The organism is Amycolatopsis albispora, assembly GCF_003312875.1.
GTDB lineage: Bacteria > Actinomycetota > Actinomycetes > Mycobacteriales > Pseudonocardiaceae > Amycolatopsis > Amycolatopsis albispora.
In genome coordinates, this window is the sequence record NZ_CP015163.1 from 489,273 (window position 1) to 505,689 (window position 16,417).

18 protein-coding genes and 1 pseudogene are annotated in these 16,417 nt (G+C 70.3%); 10 read left to right on the plus strand and 9 right to left on the minus strand.

Features of this window, described 5'->3' with window-relative positions; translation table 11 throughout:
• The first annotated feature begins 3 nt into the window (after positions 1–3).
• From serC to A4R43_RS02500, 6 genes are read left to right on the plus strand one after another with little or no spacing between them, the layout of a single operon-like run.
• On the plus strand, positions 4–1,173 hold the full coding sequence (gene serC, locus A4R43_RS02475; RefSeq protein ID WP_236808729.1) for a phosphoserine transaminase: 1,170 nt from the start codon (positions 4–6) through the stop codon (positions 1,171–1,173).
• Positions 1,166–2,320, plus strand: coding sequence for an FAD-dependent oxidoreductase (locus A4R43_RS02480; protein WP_113690779.1), 1,155 nt, complete (start codon positions 1,166–1,168; stop codon positions 2,318–2,320). Before serC ends, A4R43_RS02480 begins: the two co-directional genes overlap by 8 nt.
• 34 nt (positions 2,321–2,354) lie before the next feature.
• Positions 2,355–3,122, plus strand: a complete 768-nt coding sequence (locus A4R43_RS02485; RefSeq protein WP_113690780.1) for a class II aldolase/adducin family protein — start codon at positions 2,355–2,357, stop codon at positions 3,120–3,122.
• Positions 3,115–3,630 (plus strand): NUDIX domain-containing protein, encoded by a 516-nt coding sequence (locus tag A4R43_RS02490; protein WP_113690781.1) that lies wholly within the window; start codon positions 3,115–3,117, stop codon positions 3,628–3,630. Before A4R43_RS02485 ends, A4R43_RS02490 begins: the two co-directional genes overlap by 8 nt.
• Positions 3,627–4,331 (plus strand): HAD family hydrolase, encoded by a 705-nt coding sequence (locus tag A4R43_RS02495; protein ID WP_162788286.1) that lies wholly within the window; start codon positions 3,627–3,629, stop codon positions 4,329–4,331. The genes A4R43_RS02490 and A4R43_RS02495 overlap by 4 nt, the downstream gene beginning before the upstream one ends.
• On the plus strand, positions 4,321–5,574 hold the full coding sequence (locus A4R43_RS02500) for an MFS transporter (RefSeq protein ID WP_113690782.1): 1,254 nt from the start codon (positions 4,321–4,323) through the stop codon (positions 5,572–5,574). Before A4R43_RS02495 ends, A4R43_RS02500 begins: the two co-directional genes overlap by 11 nt.
• Here A4R43_RS02500 and A4R43_RS02505 read toward each other — a convergent pair.
• Positions 5,496–6,239: an AfsR/SARP family transcriptional regulator gene (locus tag A4R43_RS02505; protein WP_162788287.1), complete on the minus strand. Its 744-nt coding sequence runs from the start codon at positions 6,237–6,239 to the stop codon at positions 5,496–5,498. The genes A4R43_RS02500 and A4R43_RS02505 overlap by 79 nt on opposite strands.
• A gap of 144 nt (positions 6,240–6,383) precedes the next feature.
• Here A4R43_RS02505 and A4R43_RS02510 point away from each other — a divergent pair, with 144 nt between their 5' ends.
• The gene (locus tag A4R43_RS02510) at positions 6,384–7,568 is read left to right on the plus strand and encodes a class I SAM-dependent methyltransferase (RefSeq protein WP_162788288.1); all 1,185 of its coding nucleotides are present in this window, start codon (positions 6,384–6,386) and stop codon (positions 7,566–7,568) included.
• Here A4R43_RS02510 and A4R43_RS02515 read toward each other — a convergent pair.
• From A4R43_RS02515 to A4R43_RS02530, 4 genes are all read right to left on the minus strand, one after another.
• Complete coding sequence (locus A4R43_RS02515) at positions 7,511–8,035, minus strand: NUDIX domain-containing protein (protein ID WP_257791798.1); 525 nt, start codon at positions 8,033–8,035, stop codon at positions 7,511–7,513. The two genes, A4R43_RS02510 and A4R43_RS02515, sit on opposite strands and share 58 nt — an antisense overlap.
• On the minus strand, positions 7,999–8,766 hold the full coding sequence (locus tag A4R43_RS02520; protein ID WP_113690786.1) for a class II aldolase/adducin family protein: 768 nt from the start codon (positions 8,764–8,766) through the stop codon (positions 7,999–8,001). Before A4R43_RS02520 ends, A4R43_RS02515 begins: the two co-directional genes overlap by 37 nt.
• Positions 8,767–8,794: 28 nt before the next feature.
• Positions 8,795–9,907, minus strand: coding sequence for a glycosyltransferase family 4 protein (locus A4R43_RS02525; protein WP_162788289.1), 1,113 nt, complete (start codon positions 9,905–9,907; stop codon positions 8,795–8,797).
• Positions 9,908–10,266: 359 nt separating this feature from the next.
• Entirely contained in the window at positions 10,267–11,103 is an 837-nt protein-coding gene (locus A4R43_RS02530; RefSeq protein WP_113697301.1) for a helix-turn-helix transcriptional regulator, read from the minus strand.
• Between the two features lie 128 nt (positions 11,104–11,231).
• Between A4R43_RS02530 and A4R43_RS43725 the strand changes: the two are divergent.
• Positions 11,232–11,378, plus strand: a pseudogene (locus A4R43_RS43725) (Atu4866 domain-containing protein); the annotation flags it as partial.
• An 87-nt stretch (positions 11,379–11,465) separates the two neighbouring features.
• Positions 11,466–12,215 carry an SDR family NAD(P)-dependent oxidoreductase gene (locus A4R43_RS02535; protein WP_205215406.1) on the plus strand — a complete coding sequence of 250 codons (750 nt, stop codon included), beginning with the start codon at positions 11,466–11,468 and terminating at the stop codon, positions 12,213–12,215.
• 6 nt (positions 12,216–12,221) lie between these two features.
• On the opposite strand, the gene A4R43_RS02540 is transcribed toward A4R43_RS02535, so the two are convergent.
• On the minus strand, positions 12,222–12,653 hold the full coding sequence (locus A4R43_RS02540) for a MarR family winged helix-turn-helix transcriptional regulator (protein WP_113690789.1): 432 nt from the start codon (positions 12,651–12,653) through the stop codon (positions 12,222–12,224).
• A gap of 60 nt (positions 12,654–12,713) precedes the next feature.
• On the opposite strand from A4R43_RS02540, the gene A4R43_RS02545 reads away from it, so the two are divergent.
• A complete protein-coding gene (locus A4R43_RS02545) occupies positions 12,714–13,223 on the plus strand; it encodes a hypothetical protein (RefSeq protein WP_113690790.1) in 510 nt (169 codons plus the stop codon).
• Here the strand turns inward: A4R43_RS02545 and A4R43_RS02550 are convergent.
• From A4R43_RS02550 to A4R43_RS02560, 3 genes are read right to left on the minus strand one after another with little or no spacing between them, the layout of a single operon-like run.
• Positions 13,215–14,582, minus strand: a complete 1,368-nt coding sequence (locus A4R43_RS02550) for a GH1 family beta-glucosidase (protein WP_113690791.1) — start codon at positions 14,580–14,582, stop codon at positions 13,215–13,217. The two genes, A4R43_RS02545 and A4R43_RS02550, sit on opposite strands and share 9 nt — an antisense overlap.
• Before the next feature lie 18 nt (positions 14,583–14,600).
• Positions 14,601–15,488: a carbohydrate ABC transporter permease gene (locus tag A4R43_RS02555; protein WP_113690792.1), complete on the minus strand. Its 888-nt coding sequence runs from the start codon at positions 15,486–15,488 to the stop codon at positions 14,601–14,603.
• A 7-nt stretch (positions 15,489–15,495) separates the two neighbouring features.
• On the minus strand, positions 15,496–16,416 hold the full coding sequence (locus tag A4R43_RS02560) for a carbohydrate ABC transporter permease (protein ID WP_113690793.1): 921 nt from the start codon (positions 16,414–16,416) through the stop codon (positions 15,496–15,498).
• Position 16,417: the final 1 nt, after the last annotated feature.

The following is a 16,417-nucleotide window of genomic DNA, read 5'->3' on the forward strand; positions in this document are numbered from 1 at the left end:
GGTGTGGTCGTCACCGGCGAAAGTGAATTCAGCATCCCGGACGCGTTGCTGCCCGCCGATGGGCGATTCGGGTGCGGCCCCGCCAAAGTCCGCCCGGAACAGGTGAGCGCCCTGGCTCGCCGTGCCGCGGACTTCCTCGGCACCTCCTGCCGCCGGGGTGCGGTACGCGGGCTGGTCGGCCGGATTCGCACCGGGCTGGCGGAACTGTTCGCCCTGCCGGAGGGGTACCAGGTCGTGCTGGGCAACGGCGGTGCCACGGCGTTCTGGAACATCGCGACGTACGGGCTGATCCGGGAGCGGGCGCAGCACCTGTCCTTCGGCGAGTTCTCCGCCCGGTTCGCCTCGGTTGACCGCCACACGCCGTGGCTGGCCGAGCCGTCGGTGCTCGAGTGCGCGGCGGGCCGCTACCCGGAGCCTCGTGCGGAACGCGGTGTCGACGCGTATGCCTTGACCCACAACGAAACCTCCACGGGCGTGGTGATGCCGGTCCGCCGTGTCCCCGGCGCCGACGACGATGCGCTCGTCCTCGTCGACGGGACCAGCGCGGCCGGCGGGCTGCCCGTGGTACCGGAGGAATTCGACGTCTACTACTTCGCGCCGCAGAAGTGCTTCGGTGCCGACGGCGGACTGTGGGTCGCGTTGATGTCGCCTGCCGCGGTGGCCCGCGCCGAGCGGCTGGTGGCCGACGGGCGCTACGTACCGGAGTTCTTCAGCCTTCCGGTCGCCATCGAGCACTCCGCGCGCGACCTCGTCTTCAACACCCCTTCGGTTTCCGGGCTTTTCCTGTTCGCCGAGCAGATCGAATGGCTGCTCGGGATCGGCGGGCTCGACGCCGCCGCGTCCCGGGCGCGGAAATCGGCTTCGGTGCTGTACGGCTGGGCCGAGGCAGCGCGCTGGGCGGCACCGTTCGTGGCCGAGCCCGGCTGCCGGTCGCCACTGGTGGCCACGATCGAGTTCGCCCCGCACATCGACGCCGCTCGCCTGGTCGCCGGGCTGCGAGCACACGGGATCGTCGATCTGGAGCCACACCGGAAGTTCGGCCACAACCAGGTGCGCGTGGGCTTGTTCCCGGCGATCGAGACCGCCGACGTCGAGGCGCTGGTGGCCTGCGTCGAGCACGCCGTCGAACAGCTCGGCCGGGCGGCCGGGCGGGGAAGGAGGTCCGATGTCTGACGCACCCACGGCGGTGGTGGTCGGTGCCGGGATCGTCGGCGCGTCCATCGCGCACGAGCTGGTCCACCGCGGGTGGACGGTCACCATCGTCGAGCAGTACGCGCCGGCGCACGTGCGGGCATCCAGCCACGACAGCTCCCGGGTGCTCCGGCTGTCCTACGGCGGCGGCCGGGAGATCGACGTCTGGTACACGCGCCGGGCCTGGCGGGCCAGGCAGTTGTGGCAGGAAATCGGTGAAGACGAAGGAACCGAGCTGTTCCACAGCGTTGGTGTGGTCTGGTTCGCCAGGGGCACCGCCGAGTTCGAGGAGCGCAGCGCGCGCAGTCTGGAGGCGCTGGACCTGCCGGTTGAGCGCCTGCCGCCGGAGGCGGCCCGCGAGTTCTTCCCCGACGTGCGGTGTGACGACCTCGAATTCGTGGTGCACGAACCGAGGAGCGGAGTGCTGCGGGCGCGACCCGCCGTGCTGGCGCTGGTGCGTCGTGCGCTGCGGAAAGGCGCCCGGTTGCGGATCGCCACGGCGAGGCCGGACGAGCGCGGGCGGGCGGTCGCGGACGGCGGGCCGCTGCCCGCCGACCGGACCGTGTGGGCCGGTGGGCCGTGGCTTGGCCGCTGGTTCCCCCACCTGCTGGAGATCGAAGCCGTCCGGCAGAACGTCTTCTACTACGGGGTGGAACCGCACTGGCGCACGCCCGGCCTCCCGGTGTGGGTGGACGGCGGTGCCTACGGCGTCGGCGACCTCGACGACAGCGGGTTCAAGGTGGGCGGCGCGCTCGGCGAGGCACCCGTGATCGACCCCGACCTCGCCGACCGGCGTCCCGATCCGGACGCCGAGCAGATCGCCAGGAGCGTACTGGCCAACCGGTTTCCCGCACTGGCCGGTGCACCGCTGGTGTCGCGCCACGTCTGCCAGTACGAACTCACCACCGACCAGCACTTCGTGCTCACGCCGGTCCCCGGTGGCGGTGGTGGCTGGCTGGCCGGGGGTGGCGGGCACGCGTTCAAGTTCGGGCCCGCACTCGGCGAATACGTGGCCGACCTGCTCGAAGGACGGGAACAACCGTTGCCTGCCTTCGGATTGGGGCCACGGGAGAAGTTCGAAAGCCAGGAGAGCGCCACCCCGGGACAGCTCGCCCGCCAGCACCGCTGAGGCGTGGCACATCCCGCGACAAAACGGAGGAGAAATGCGGTACGAAGCCGAACGGCAACTGCTCGTCGAGACCATCGGGGACATGGCCCGCTGGGGCCTGATCGAAACCACCGGCGGCGGGCTGAGCGTGCGTGCGGACAACGGCGACATCATCGTCACCGCCACCGGCTCGGCCTTCGCGCGCTGGAAGGTCAGCCCGCGCGACATGACGGTCATCTCGGCCACCGGCGAACTGCGGGAGCGCACCGGGGGAGTCGCTCCGGTGGGTGCGCTGATCCACATGGCCGCCTACGAGATGTTCCCCGACTGCCGCGCCATCGTGCACGCGCACAACGCCTACGTGCTGGCTTTCGCCTCACTGGGCATGGGCGTTCCGTCCTGTGTCAACCAGCTCGACACGCTCGGGGAGGTGCCCTGCTTGGTCGCCGATGACACCGCGGTCAAGGGCGGGGTGCTCAGCGGGGAATCCGACCGGCCGCCGGTGGAGTTGCCCGACGGGATCGCCCAGCGGCCGGAGATCGCCGCGGTCGACACCTACCAGCTGATCCCCCAGCTGAAGGAGAAGCTGGGCCCGCGAGCGGGAGAACTCAAGCGGCACGGCCTGGCGTGCGTGCTCTACCGGCACGGTGCGTTCGTGTTCGCGCGCGGCCTGACCGAGGCGGTCGAAAACCTGGCGCGGGTGGAAATGAGCGCGCGCACCGCGGTGTTCCAGGCGATCCTGCGTGGCGGACTGGCCGGGGTCGAGCCGAACCTGCTGTTCCCGGAAGCCGCGGCGAGCACCAAGCAGTTCGCGGATGCCTGATCCGGCCGCCGAAAGCGCGTACTACGCGCAACTCGCCCGCACCCGCGGGGCCGCCGGTGCCGTGCAGCTCGACGAAGCCGACCGGGTGCTGCTGGTCCGGCCGGGGAACAAGCCGGTCTGGGACCTGCCGGGTGGCGTGGTCGAGGCAGCGGAGTCGCCGATGGCCGCCTGCGTGCGGGAAGTGCGCGAGGAACTCGGCATCACCCCGGTCCTCGAGCGCCTGGTCGGGGTGGTGTGGTTCCCGCCGTGGCCACACCGCCCGCCGTCGAACCTGTTCGTGTTCGCCGGGCGGCTGCCGGGACCGGCGCGGGTGGCCATCCGGCCGGCACCGGACGAGATCGCCGACTTCGGCTTCTTCCCGGTGTCCGCACTGCCCGCGGTGGAACCGCACACCGAGCGCCGGGTGCGGGAATGCGTCCGCGGTTTTCTCGGTGGTGGCACGGTCTACTTCGAGGAGCCGACCAAGCCCGTCTGGTACGCGGACACCGTAGTGAGCGATCCGCCGTGATCGCCAGGCCACCGGTGGAAGCCGTGTTGCTGGACGCGGGCGGGGTGCTCATCATGCCCGCCTCCGAAGCCGTGCTCTCGATCCTGCGCGCGGCGGGAGCGCGGGCCGACGAACGCCTCCTCGACCGCGTGCACTACCTGGCCACAGCGGTGAACGACGCCTGCCCACCCCGCGACCGCGGGCGGTACCTGCGGGCGTTCGCACGCGGATGCGGGATCGGCGACGACCGGCTCAACGGGGTCGTTGCCGAACTCGGCGCTGCGATCAACGGGCCGAACTGGACACGCGGCGTGCCCGGGGCGGTCGAGGCGGTGCGGAAGCTGGGCGCGCTCCCGGTTTCGGTGGGCGTGGTGTCGAACTCCGTCGGCGTGGTCGCCGGGCAACTGCGGCGGGCCGGCATCTGCCAGGTGGGTCCCGGTCCGGGCACGCCGGTGGCGGTGGTGATCGATTCGGCACTGGTCGGGATCGCCAAGCCGGATCCGGCGATCTTCCGCCTGGCACTCCGGCAGCTGCGCGCTTCGCCGGAGCGGGCGGTCTACGTCGGCGACACCGCCCGCATCGACGTGGACGGCGCGCTGGCGGCGGGCCTCCGGCCGCTGCACCTCGACCCGCACGGTGACTGTCCCGACCCGCCGGGGCGGCACGAACACCTGCGATGCCTGGACGACCTCGCCGCCTGGGTCAGCGCGCATGGCCGGTGACGCCGCGCCGAACCGCTGGGTACTGCTCGCGGTCAGCCTGGTCGCGTGGGCGGCCGGGGCCACCGCGGTGTTCCAGCTTTCACTGGTGCTGCCCGCATTGCGCGCGGAGACCGGGATGTCGCTGGCGCTGGCGGGGGCGCTGGTCGGCACCGCCAACGGCGGGCTCACCGTGGCCCTGCTGGGCTGGGGTGTGTTCGCCGATCGCTTCGGGGACCGGCGTGCCATGGCCACCGGCCTCGTCCTCTGCGCGGGGTGCCTGTGCGCGGCGGCGGGCACCCGTTCCGTTCCGGTGCTCTTCGGTGCTTTCGCCCTCGCCGGGGTGACCGCGGCCGCGGTGTACGCGCCGAGCGGACGGTCGGTGGTGCGCGGCTTTCCCGCCCGGCAGCGGGCACTCGCCCTCGGCCTGACCCAGACTTCGACACCGCTCAGCTCGGCGCTGGCGGCCGCGGTGGTGCCGGGGGTCGCGGCACGGCAGGGCCTGCCCGCGCTGTGGCTGGGCGTGGCCGGGCTCTGCGTCCTGGCGGCGGCACTGGTGCTGGTGTTCGGCGGACAGCCACGCGCGGAGAGCGACCGGTCCGGTCCGGCGGGCGAACCGGCTGCTCCCGCGGTCATGGCCCGGATGTACGGGGCCTGTGCCTTGCTGGTGCTGCCGCAGTCGGCACTACTCACCTTCACCGTCAGCTACCTGGTCGATGATCGGGGCTGGACCCCGGCGGGGGCTGGGTGGCTGCTCAGCGGCGGGCTGCTGCTCACCGTGCTCACCCGGCCGGTGCTCGGCCACCTGTCCGACCGCGGCGGCTCCCGGCTGGGGTTGATGCGGGCTTTCGCCGTCGGCAACGCCGTGGTGCTGGCCCTGCTGGTGGCCGGCGTGCTGAGCGGTACCGGATGGGCTCCGGCCGCGTTGCTGATCGCCTGCGTGTCCACGGTGACCGGCTACGGCCTGGCGTCCACGGCGGTGGCCGGATTCGCCGCGCACGCCAGGCTCGGCCGGGCACTGGGAATCCAGCACACCGTCCAGAGCCTGGTGGCGACCGCGGGTCCGGTGCTGCTGGGCGGGCTCATCGGTACCGCCGGATACGCCGCGGCGTTCGCCGCCGTCGCGGTCGCCCCGGTGGCCGGTGGCGCGCTGTTGCCGGTGGGCGCCGAACGCCGGCGACAGCATCCTCACCCGCGCCAGCAGTGCTCCAGGAGCTCCGCGGACGGGGTGCCGGTGAGCATGGCCTGGTGGACCCGTCGCAGGTAGGCCGAGGGTTCGACCCCGGCCTGCGAGATCATTGTCCGGCGCGCGTCCAGGAACGCCCCGAGCGCTTCGGCCTTGCGGCCGGACCGGTACAGCGCGAACATGAACTGGGACCAGGTGAGCTCCGACAACGGCGCGAGCGCGATGAGCTCCCGCAGGTCGCCGACCACTTCCTTGTGCTGGCCCAGCCGGAGCCGGGCCTGGATGAGGTCGTTCAGCACGTCGATCCGGCGCCCTTCGAGCGCGGTGATCGGAGCCATCAGCGCCGAGGTGACGCGCACGTCTTCGAGCGGCCGGCCCCGCCACACCGCGAGCGCGCGGCCAAGGCAGTCGGCGGCCAGTTCCAGCTCCGACCGGCGCAGCGCGGCCTGCCCGCGGTGCGCCAGCTGGTCGAAAACGGACAGGTCGAGTTCCCCGCTGCGCACGCGCAGCACGTACCCCGGCATCCGGGTGATCAGCCGATCGCGGCCTGCTTCGCCCGCGCCGTCGAGCAGCCTGCGCACCCCGGCGACGTAGCTGTAGACGTTGGCCATGGCCGAGCGCGGCGGCCGGCCGTCCCACAGGACGGTGGTGAGCTGGTCCACCGACACGATGTGATTGGCGTTGAGCAGGAGCGCGCTCAGCACCGTGCGTTGTTTCGGGGTGCCGAGTCCGTGCTCCCTGCGCACCGGTCCCACCTCGACCGGGCCGAGAACGCGGAAATCCATCTCTCAAGCCCCCAATAGAGCTGGTCATCCCTCGACGAACAGAATTGCTCAGATCAACTTCGGCCGTGCGGTATCGGCAAAACGCGTTGATGAGCAGAAAGTGCAGTGCAACTCAGATTGTCACAAGATCTTGGTTCATGCAACGTGAGGCGGTGCTGGGTTGACGGCGGAGCCGTAGAATGGAGTCGCATCCCGGGGATCACGGGGAAGGGGCGTGCGATGTGCCTAACCGACGAGGAATTGATCGACATCCCGCCCGAACGCATGGCAGCGGCCTATATGGAATACCGGCGCTCCGGATACGAGTTCATCCGCCGGGCCGCGGTCGACTGCGGCGTGCTCGACGCGCTGCGGGAACCGGCCACGGTCGCCGAGTTCGCCGCTCGGTACCAAGTTGTGCCCGGCAAGCTCGCGGTGGCGGAGCTCCTGCTCGGCGCGCTGAACCGATGCGGTGCGGTGTACCGTGCTGGCCCGCGGTTCGCCGCGGCGGCCGAGCACGCGCCGCGGCCGGTGGATGACGAATTGATCCGGCTGGCCACCGGGAAATCCAGCTACCGGGAACTCGGTTACAGCGGGAGCTTCGGCCGCGTGGTGGCCTCGCTGACCCAAGGGGAAAAGCCCGCACTGTCCGGCTTCGATGCGTCGAACGTCGAGCTGTGGGACCAGGGAATGCAGCTTCCCTATTACCGTTACGGACGGCTCCAAGCGGTACGTGCACTGGTTTCCGAGGGCAACGCGCTACTCGATCTCGCTTCCGGCACCGGGCTGGGACTGCTCGAACTCGCGCGGTACGCGGGACACGGCAAGGACACGGATCTGGTTGGTGTGGAGATCAGCCCCGATTTCCTCAGCGCCGCCGCGCAACGCACTTCCGGCGATCCGCGGATACGGATGGTCGCGGGCGATCTGGAACGGCCGCTGGAACTCGACGGCGAGAATTGCTTCGACGGCGCGATGCTGGTCGGGGCCTACCACTACCTGCGCGATCCGGTGCCGCTTTGGCAAAGCCTGGCGAGCTTGCTGCGGGCCGGCGGTGTGGTGTGCCTGGCGATGACCTTTTCCCGTACCGGCAGCTACGACCAGGAACTGGTCGATCTTCGCTACGCCCAGCGGAGCCCGGCGGCCGTGCCGCGCACGCCGGCCGCGGTGGCCGCGGCCGCGGCCACCGCGGGATTCCGGCTGGAACGGGATTTCTGGTTCGGGTGTTTCGGCTGGCTCGCCTTCCGCAAGGATCACCGCGAACCGGCGGTCCGGCCGGACGGCAGGACGTCGCGGCCGAACTCGAGGTAAGCGACACGTCCGGCACGGCGGGCGGCGAGGCAGGCCGCCATCCGGCGGACGATGTGCACCGCCAGCAACTCGTCGAGCCGCGCTGGGTCGGCGAACAAGTGCGCCGACAGTTCCTCCGGCGGAAGCCGGATCCGGTGCACCAGAGCGTCCGGGATCCGGCCCGCGAACACGAAGATGGTGGCGGCGCCGCGGTCCAGGCGGGCCGGGATCCAGTCGACACCGGCGAGGCCATCGAGCGCGGGCTCGATGCCGAGTTCTTCGCGCAGTTCCCGGCGGCAAGCGGCGAGGGGGGACTCGTCGGCCTCGATCACCCCGCCCGGCAGGCCCCAGCCGAACTTGTAGGTGGGGTTCACCACGAGCAGGCGTCCGACGGTGTCGACGAGCATGCCCGCCGCGGCGCCGCGGGTACCGTCCTGGCAGCTTCGCGACCTCAGCGGCTGTTCCCCGAGTAGAGGCTCTCCGACCAGGTGGCACCGGGGCGGTGCAACACGTCCGGCTTGATCCCGCTGATCCCGCCGTGCAGAGTGGCCTGGAACAGAGCGGTCCGGGCGCTGACTTCGATCCTGGTCAGGTTCTCCACGGCCTCGTCGAGGTGGCGGGCGAACACGAACACCCCGTGCCGGTAGACCACAAAACCGAGGCCGTGCCTGCCGAGTTCGCCTGCCCGCGGGGTGAAGTGCTCCAACACCTGGGGGTTGACCGTGAGCAGGTAGCCGGCGATCACATCGGGCCGGGAGCCTAGACACTCGGGGACCTCGATCTCGACGCGCCCGGCGAGCACGTCCTCCTTGACCGCCGGGTCGTCGGAGGTGAAGCACGGCACTTCGCCGAGCGTGTCGAGCTTGTTCGTGCACGACGGTACCCCGAGGCCGAGCGAAGCGAACGCCAGGCTGTACGGCGCGTGGGAGTGCACGATCGCGTTGCAGCCGGGGAACTCGCGGTAGATCGCCAGGTGGAGCGGGGCGTCCGGAGGCGCCAGGTCGGTTGCCCGTTCGACGATGGCACCGTCGGGTCCGTACACCATGAGGTTGCGAGCGGTGATGTCCCACCGGACGAAGGCCGAGCTCGAGGTGGTGCTGACCACGTTCCCGGAACCGGCCCGGACGCTGACCGAACCCCCGGCCGGATCGAGCGTTCCCCAGCGCGTCATGTCGCTGACCGCGCGGACGATGTGCTGGCGTTCGGCTTCGTGACCCATGTGCTGATCCTTTCTCGGGAGGAGCCGGTCAGGCGTGCAACGCGGGGGAGTGGCCCGGACACGCGCGAACACGCTGCGCGAGCCGGGCGTAGGCCAGGAAGCAGCGGGTCTGGGAGTAGGAACGCGCGTGGAGCTGGGCGAGCCTGCCCAGCGCTTGGAGCTGCTGCTCGGACCAGCAGGCGGCTTCGGTCAGTGCGGCGGTGAGACCGCCCGGTTCGTCGGCGGAGTGGATGAGCCCGGTCAGGCCCGGCAGCACGAGTTCGGCGCTGCCACCGCGGTCCGGCACGAGCTGCGGGATGCCCGCGGCACCGGCTTCGAGCACGGACCGGCCGAATCCCTCGATGTCGCAGGCCGAAACGAGCACGTCCGCGGCTGCCTGCCACCGGTGGGCGGGGACGTGGCCGCGGAACCGGATGTCCCTGGCCGGCGCGGCCTTCGCCTGCGCCCGCAGGAGCGGCAACGCGGTTCCGGTGCCGTAGATGTCCAGCCGCGCGCGGGAGGCCACGCGGTCGGGCACCGCGCAGAAGGCTTGGATCACCCGGTCGATCCGCTTCCAGGGTTCGGTCCTGGCCACCACGGCGAACCGGCGCGGTCTCCTCGGCGCCGACGCCTTCGGCCGGCCCGCCCCCGCGATGCCGTTGTAGATGGTGACGGCGTCGACCGGATGCGGTGACGTCCTGGCGAGGCTGGCGGTGGCCGCCCGGCTGACCCCGACCCAGGTGGCTCGAGCCAGCGTTGTCCAGTCCAATTCGCCGGGCAGGCGCGGGACGAGCAGGCCGGTGGCCGGATCGGCGGTGCGCAGGCGTTCGCCGGGCACGAGGATTCCACGCAGCACGGAAACCACGGGCACTTCGAGCGGCTCGGCGACCGGGATGTCCACCAGCGCCGTGCGGTGGGTGCCGATGAGCACGGTCCGGTCCGGGTCGCGGCGGAGCTCACCGGCCAGGGCACGCGCGTAGGAAGCGGCGTCCTCGGTGCGCCACACCCGCACACCGGGCACGGGCGGGAGTGGCTGGTGGTCACCGCCGTCCCACCACACCAGCGTGACTTCGGCGCCGAGCAGTTCGCGGAGCCCCCGCGCCAGTTCGAGGGTGGAGCGCTCCGCGCCGCCCTGCGCCGTGGTCAGCCAGGTGAGGACCACGCGCCGGAGGCGATCGTCGCCGTGGCGCGATGGCGGTACCCGTTGGCTGACCACCGTGAGAACTTTGCCCACCGGATCCACTGCCCGGCCATGTGCCTCCTACACGTGGCCTACAAACGCGGTCCGCCTGCTGTCGGAGCCGGAACTTCGACGGCGAAGGCCCACACGCCCCCGCACCGGCGACAACTGGTCGACACGATCATGACCGTGCTCGGCGAGCCCTCGCAGCGGTTGGCGTCGATTCCGCCGAGGCGCGACACGAAGGGGCGGCGAGCGGGGCCGGTGCGGTGGCGGGTTGCTCGGAGTTGAGGGCTCGGTTGAGCAGTTCGGCGGAGAACATCCGCCCAGCTGTCGGTTGATCAGGTGACGTGGAAGGAGTAGTCGGCTGGGGCGGCGTGGAGGCTGCCGAGCAGGGCGAGGGCTTCGGCGCTGGGGGTGGCGGGTTCGGCGTGGTAGATGATCAGTTGCTGGCCGGGGGCGCTGCGCACGTCGAATGCCTGGTAGGTGAGGGTGAGCGGGCCGACGTCCGGGTGTACGAGGTGTTTGGGTTCCCGGGTCTTGCCGCGCACCTCATGCGTTTCCCACAGGGCGCGGAAGTGCGCGCTGCCCTCGCTGAGTTCGGCCACGAGGCGCCGCAGGCCAGGGTCATGGGGGTCGAAGCCCGCGGCTGTCCGCAGGTTCGCCACGGTGGCCTGCGCGGTCCAGTCCCAGCGCCCGTAGAACTGTCGTCCCGCGGGGTCGAGGAAGGTCATCCGCGCGAGGTTGTCCACCGTCTGGAATGGTGAGAAAAGCGCGTCGGCGAGGGTGTTGGTGGCCAGGACGTCCAGGATGCGGTTGAGGACGAAGGCGGGCGTGTTCGGGTAGGCGTCCATGAGTTGCCGCAGTTCGGGGCTCACGGTCTGCGGCACGGGAGTGTGGTCCGGTGCGGTGCCGGCCAGCCGGTACAGGTGCTCGCGGGCGTCGGGGCCGAGGTCCAGTGCGCGGCTGAGGGCGTCGAGCACTTGCGGCGACGGGTGGGTTTCGCGGCCCTGTTCCAGGCGGGTGTAGTAGTCGGCGTTGACCCCGGCGAGCACGGCGACCTCCTCCCGGCGCAGGCCGGCCACCTTGCGCCGACCGGAATAGCGCACGCCCGCGTCCTCGGGAGATCGCTGCGCGCGGCGCGCTCGCAGGAACGCGCCCAGCTCACCAGTGGCCATGGCGCCAGGGTAGGTCGCCGTCGGCCCGGTCGGGTGGGTGTGGCACACCCAGCCACCACGCGTCCTGCCAGCGCTTCCCGCCGTCGCCGACGCTGGGCGGTATGACAAACAACAGCGACGTGGTCGGCATGTGGGTCACCGCGGACGGGCACATCCGGCAGGAGTTGCGCGCAGACGGGCGCTACGACGAAGCACGCGGGGAACGGCGCAGCGCCTACACCGGTCGCTACACCGTGACCGGCAACCACCTCGACTACGTGGACGACACCGGTTTCACCGCGACGGGTGACATCCGCGACGGCGTGCTTTATCACGAGCATCTTGTCCTCTATCGCGAGTCCGATCACCGAGGGCGGGCAGCCATGCCTGGACGGCTCATGGGCAAGGTCGCGTTGATCACCGGCGCGACCGGCGGCATCGGACAGGCCACCGCGGAACTGTTCGCCCGCGAAGACGCCCGCCTGGTGATCACCGACATCGCGCAGGACGCCGCGCGGGAACTCGCCGGGCGACTGGAAGCGACCGAGGTGCTGGCGGCTCGCTTGGACGTCTCCTCGGCCGAGAACTGGAGCGAGGTCATCGAACTGACCCGGCAACGATTCGGGCGCCTCGACGTCCTGGTCAACCTCGCCGGCGTCGTGGACTGGCCCGGCATCGAGGACACCACACAGGACGCCTGGGACCGGGTGATCGCGATCAACCAGACCGGCACCTGGCTCGGCATGAAAACCGCCATGCCCCTGCTGCGCGCCTCCGGCAACGCCTCGGTCATCAACACCTCCTCGGTGCTCGGCCTCATCGGCAGCGGAGCCGCCGCCGCGTACCAGGCGACCAAAGGAGCGGTGCGACTGCTGACCAAAACCGCCGCCGTCGAATACGCCACCCGTGGCGTCAGGGTCAACTCGGTGCACCCCGGCGTCATCGCCACCCCGATGATCCAGGAACTGCTCGACGAACAGGGCGACCGGCAACCCGACATCGTGCGCACCCCCATGCGCCGCGCGGGCAGCCCCGCCGAAATCGCTCCCACCATGCTCTTCCTGGCCAGCGACGAATCCTCGTACATCACCGGCACCGAACTCATCGTCGACGGTGGACTCACCGCACACTAGTGACGTTCAGCAACTCTCGTCGGGGAGTAGTTGCTCGGCGATGTGTTTGAGGGCTGCCGCGTCGGCCGGGGTGAGGTGGGCCAGGAGGTGGCGCTGGGTCGAGGCTTCCAGCGCCGGTACCGACGCGTCGATCGTGCGGCGGCCCGTGGGGCGCAAGGTGATCTCGACGCCGTTCGCGACCTTGGCGCGGGCCACGTAGTCGCGTTTCTCCATTCTGGTCAGCAGGTGCGACAGCCGTGTCCGGTCCCAGCCCAGGGTCGTGGCGATGGCGCTCTGCCGCAGGACACCACCGGCTTCGTGCAGGCACACCAAGACGCTCAGCTCTGCTTCGGAGAGACCGGAGGCCGCCGTCATGTCGGCGATGACCGCGGCGCGGGTCGTCTCGTAGGCGCGCTTCCACAGCAGCCACAGTTCGGTCGCTTCGCCACGCGTTGACATGTCAACACCGCCCTTCTAGGGTTCGACCCTACAAGACCGTCCACACCTAAGGACTCCGCGATGTTCGATGCTCGACGGCACTACGTCAGCCTGCGCTGGTTGGCGCTTCTTCCCCTCGTGCTGTTCCTCCCGGCCGTGATCGCCTTCTTCGTGGACCCGGACGTGGCGTGGGGCGAATACCTGGGAGTCTTCTTCCACCTGTCCATCCTTTTCCTCGTCTCCCGCCTGGACGCGGCACCGTGGGCCAAGGCGGCGGGCTACGGATGGGTGGCACTGGACGTGCTCGCCGGCATTCTGATGATCAACGAGATCGCCTACGACACCGCCTGGGCGGTCCGGCTCGGCGGGCACGTCCTCGCCGGTGTCTGGATCGTGTCGAGTTCGCTGGTCAGCCGGGCCTGGCCGGTCGGCGCGGTCGGCGTGATCACGGGTCTCTGGCTGGCCGGGTATTCGTTCGTGGGGAACGTGCTGCCGGAATCGTTCCTGCGCCCGGCCGGAATCCTGATCCTGGTCTGGTTCGCGTTCCTGGCGATCTTTCCCCCGACGAGTGCGCCTGCTCCCTCAGCCTGATCGGCGCGCGGCCGAGATGAACGATCGGTACCAGTGGTAGCTCGCGCGCGGGGTGCGGCGCTGCGTCGGGTAGTCGACGTGGACCAGGCCGAACCGATGCTTGTAGCCGTGCGCCCACTCGAAGTTGTCGAGCAGCGACCAGCAGAAGTAACCACGCAGGTCGACTCCGGCGGCCGCCGCCGCTTCGGCGGCGGCCAGGTGGTCGCGGAGGTAGGCGATGCGCTCGTTGTCTTCGAACGTGCTCGAATCCGGGTAGACGCAACCGTTTTCGGTGAGGTAGATCGGCGGCAACGTCGGATAGCGTGCGGTGAGGTCGGTCAGCGCGGTGGTGAGCCCGGCGGGTTCCACCGGCCAGCCCATGCCCGTGCGGGGGACGTCCGGCAGCCGCGTGGTGTCCACGCCGATGTCGTGGGCGGTCCGCCGGGCCGGGTCCGGCTCCCGGTGGGGCGCGTCGGCGACGTGCAGCCGGTAGTAGTAGTTGACGCCGAGGTAGTCCAGCGGTTCGCCGATGACCGCCAGGTCCCCGTCGCGGCGGAACGAGAAGTCGGTGATCGCGCTGAACATCGACGTCAGCTCGTCCGGGTACGCCGCGCCGAACAGCGGATCGGTGAACTGCCGCCGCAGCAGGCAGTCCTGGCGGTCGGCCGCCGCGACGTCCGCGGGGTCCGCGGTCACGGGGACCGCCGGCGACTGGTTGAGCACGATGCCGAATTCTTGTCCTGCCAGGGAATTGGCGCGCATCGCCTGCACCGCCAGGCCGTGGCCGAGGAGCAGGTGGTGCGCGGCCGCCAGCGCGCCGTGCCCTTCTCGTGCGCCTGGCGCGTGCCTGCCTTCACCGTAACCGACGATCGAGGAGCAGTAGGGCTCGTTCAGGGTCGTCCACTTGCGCACGACGTCACCGAGGGCGTCCTGCACGATCGTGGCGTACTCGGCGAACCACCTCGCGGTGTCGCGGTTGCGCCACCCGCCGAGGTCCTCTAGCACCTGCGGCAGATCCCAGTGGTACAACGTGGCGAACGGCTCGATTCCCTTGTCCAGCAACGTGTCGGCGAGCCGCCGGTAGAAGTCGATGCCGCGCTGCTCGATCCGGCCGCGTCCGTCCGGCAGGATCCGGGGCCAGGAAATGGAGAACCGGTACGCGTCGACACCGAGACCGGTCAGCAGTTCGACGTCCTCGGGCCAGCGGTGGTAGTGGTCGGCGGCCACCTCACCGGTGTCACCGGACGCGACCGCGCCGGGCACCGCCGAGAAGGTGTCCCAAATGGACGGACCACGGCCGTCCCGCCGCGCGGCCCCTTCGATCTGGTACGCCGAAGTCGCCACACCCCAGCGGAACGCGGGCGGAAAACCGGTGGTCACAACGAAATCTCCTTTTTGTCAGCCCTTGACGGCGCCGGACATGATGCCGCCGACGATCTGGCGGCCGAACAGCAGGAAGATCGCGAGCACCGGCACCGTGGCCAGCGTCGCGGCGGTGAGCACCAGGGTGTAGTCGGTGGTGTACCCGCTGGCGAGCGTGTTCAGCGCGGTCTGCACGGTGGGGTTCTCCGGCACCAGCACCACCAGCGGCCAGAAGAAGTCGTTCCACGCCTGCATGAAGGTGAACAGCCCGAGCACCGCCGCCGCCGGCCGGGCCGCGGGCAACGCCACGTGCCAGAACAGCCGCAACGTACCGCAACCGTCCATCCGGCCCGCTTCGAGCAGCTCGTCCGGGATGGCCCGCTCGAAGTACTGCCGCATGAAGAACACCCCGAACGCCGTCACCAGGCCCGGCACGATCACCGCGTGGATCTGGCCTGCCCAGCCGAACTCGCTCATCATCATGTAGAGCGGGATCACGCCGAGCTCGGTCGGGATCGCCTGGGTCGCGATGATCACCAGCAGCAGCACGTTGCGCCCGCGGAAGCGCAGCTTGGCGAAGGCGAACCCGGCCAGGGTGGAGAACAGCACCACCGAGAAGGTGATCGTGCCCGACACCACGATCGAGTTGGTCAGCGCCAGCGCGAAATCGGTGGTGTCGAAGACCCGGGCGATGTTCTCGAAGAGGTGGCCACCCGGCACCAGCACCGGCGGCACGGAGTCGATCGCGTCCGGTGTCTGCGAGGACACCACGAGCGACCAGTACACCGGGAAGGCCGAACCGGCCAGCACCGCGATCAGCCCGGCGTACACCCACGGTCCCGCGACCCGCCCGGCCAGCCGGCGCGCCCGGCCCCGCGCCCCGGCGGGCGGCGCCGGCGCGGGTGGATCCAGCACAGCAGTCATGGTTTCCTCAATCCGTCTGGATTCGTTTGGTCACCAGGTAACCCAGGCCGGCCACGAGGATCGTCGCGATCGCCAGCACGATCGCGATCGCCGAGCTGTAGCCGAAGTCCCAGTTGCTGAAGCCCTGCTCGTACAGGTACAGCGCGACGGTCTGGAACTGCCGGTCCGAACCACCGGTCGCCGCCGCGGTGCCGGGGTTGAACAGCAGCGGTTCGGCGAGCAGCCGCATGTTGCCGGTGGTCGCGATGATCGTGGAGAAGATGATCTGCGGTCGCAGCAGCGGCACGGTGATCCGCCAGAACTGCTGCCAGTTCCTGGCTCCGTCCAGGGTGGCCGCTTCGTACATGCTCGGCGGGATCGCCTGCATGGACGCCAGGAAGATCAGCGCGTGGTAGCCGGTCCAGCGCCACACCACCATGGTGGCGATGGCGACGTGCGAGCTGGCGGTGCCGGCCTGCCAGTCGATGTGGCCGGCGCCGAACAGGTCCAGCCCCCAGTTGATCAGGCCGAAGTCCCGGCCGAACAGCTGGGCGAAGATGATCGTCACCGCGGCCACCGAGGTGACGTTCGGCAGGATCACGCCCATCCTGAACAGCGTGCGCGTGCGGACCTTGCGGTTGAGCAGCTGTGCGATCCACAGTGCGAACAGGATCTGGGGGATCGTGGTCAGCAGCCACAGGCTCAGCGTGTTGCCCATGGCGTTCCAGAAGTACGGATCGGCGAACAGCACCTGGTAGTTGTCCAGCCCGATGAAGGACGCGCCGTCGGCGTCGAGCAGGCTGCGCTGCTGCAGCGACACCCAGATCGTGTACAGCAGGGGGAACAGCCCGAAGACACCGAAGATCAGGAAGTACGGCGCCACATAGGCGTACGGCGCGAACCTGGTGTCCCACCGGTGCCTTCGCGCTGTCCGGTCCAGTGCCGTCATC

What these genes read in the sequence shown, in the direction of transcription:
- A4R43_RS02480 (WP_113690779.1), top strand. Translation starts at nt 1,166, where the DNA reads ATGTCTGACGCACCCACGGCGGTGGTGGTCGGTGCCGGGATCGTCGGC.
- A4R43_RS02485 (WP_113690780.1), top strand. Translation starts at nt 2,355, where the DNA reads ATGCGGTACGAAGCCGAACGGCAACTGCTCGTCGAGACCATCGGGGAC.
- A4R43_RS02490 (WP_113690781.1), top strand. Translation starts at nt 3,115, where the DNA reads ATGCCTGATCCGGCCGCCGAAAGCGCGTACTACGCGCAACTCGCCCGC.
- A4R43_RS02500 (WP_113690782.1), top strand. Translation starts at nt 4,321, where the DNA reads ATGGCCGGTGACGCCGCGCCGAACCGCTGGGTACTGCTCGCGGTCAGC.
- A4R43_RS02520 (WP_113690786.1), bottom strand. Translation starts at nt 8,766, where the DNA reads ATGGGTCACGAAGCCGAACGCCAGCACATCGTCCGCGCGGTCAGCGAC.
- A4R43_RS02530 (WP_113697301.1), bottom strand. Translation starts at nt 11,103, where the DNA reads ATGGCCACTGGTGAGCTGGGCGCGTTCCTGCGAGCGCGCCGCGCGCAG.
- A4R43_RS02535 (WP_205215406.1), top strand. Translation starts at nt 11,466, where the DNA reads ATGCCTGGACGGCTCATGGGCAAGGTCGCGTTGATCACCGGCGCGACC.
- A4R43_RS02540 (WP_113690789.1), bottom strand. Translation starts at nt 12,653, where the DNA reads ATGTCAACGCGTGGCGAAGCGACCGAACTGTGGCTGCTGTGGAAGCGC.
- A4R43_RS02545 (WP_113690790.1), top strand. Translation starts at nt 12,714, where the DNA reads ATGTTCGATGCTCGACGGCACTACGTCAGCCTGCGCTGGTTGGCGCTT.
- A4R43_RS02555 (WP_113690792.1), bottom strand. Translation starts at nt 15,488, where the DNA reads ATGACTGCTGTGCTGGATCCACCCGCGCCGGCGCCGCCCGCCGGGGCG.
- A4R43_RS02560 (WP_113690793.1), bottom strand. Translation starts at nt 16,416, where the DNA reads ATGACGGCACTGGACCGGACAGCGCGAAGGCACCGGTGGGACACCAGG.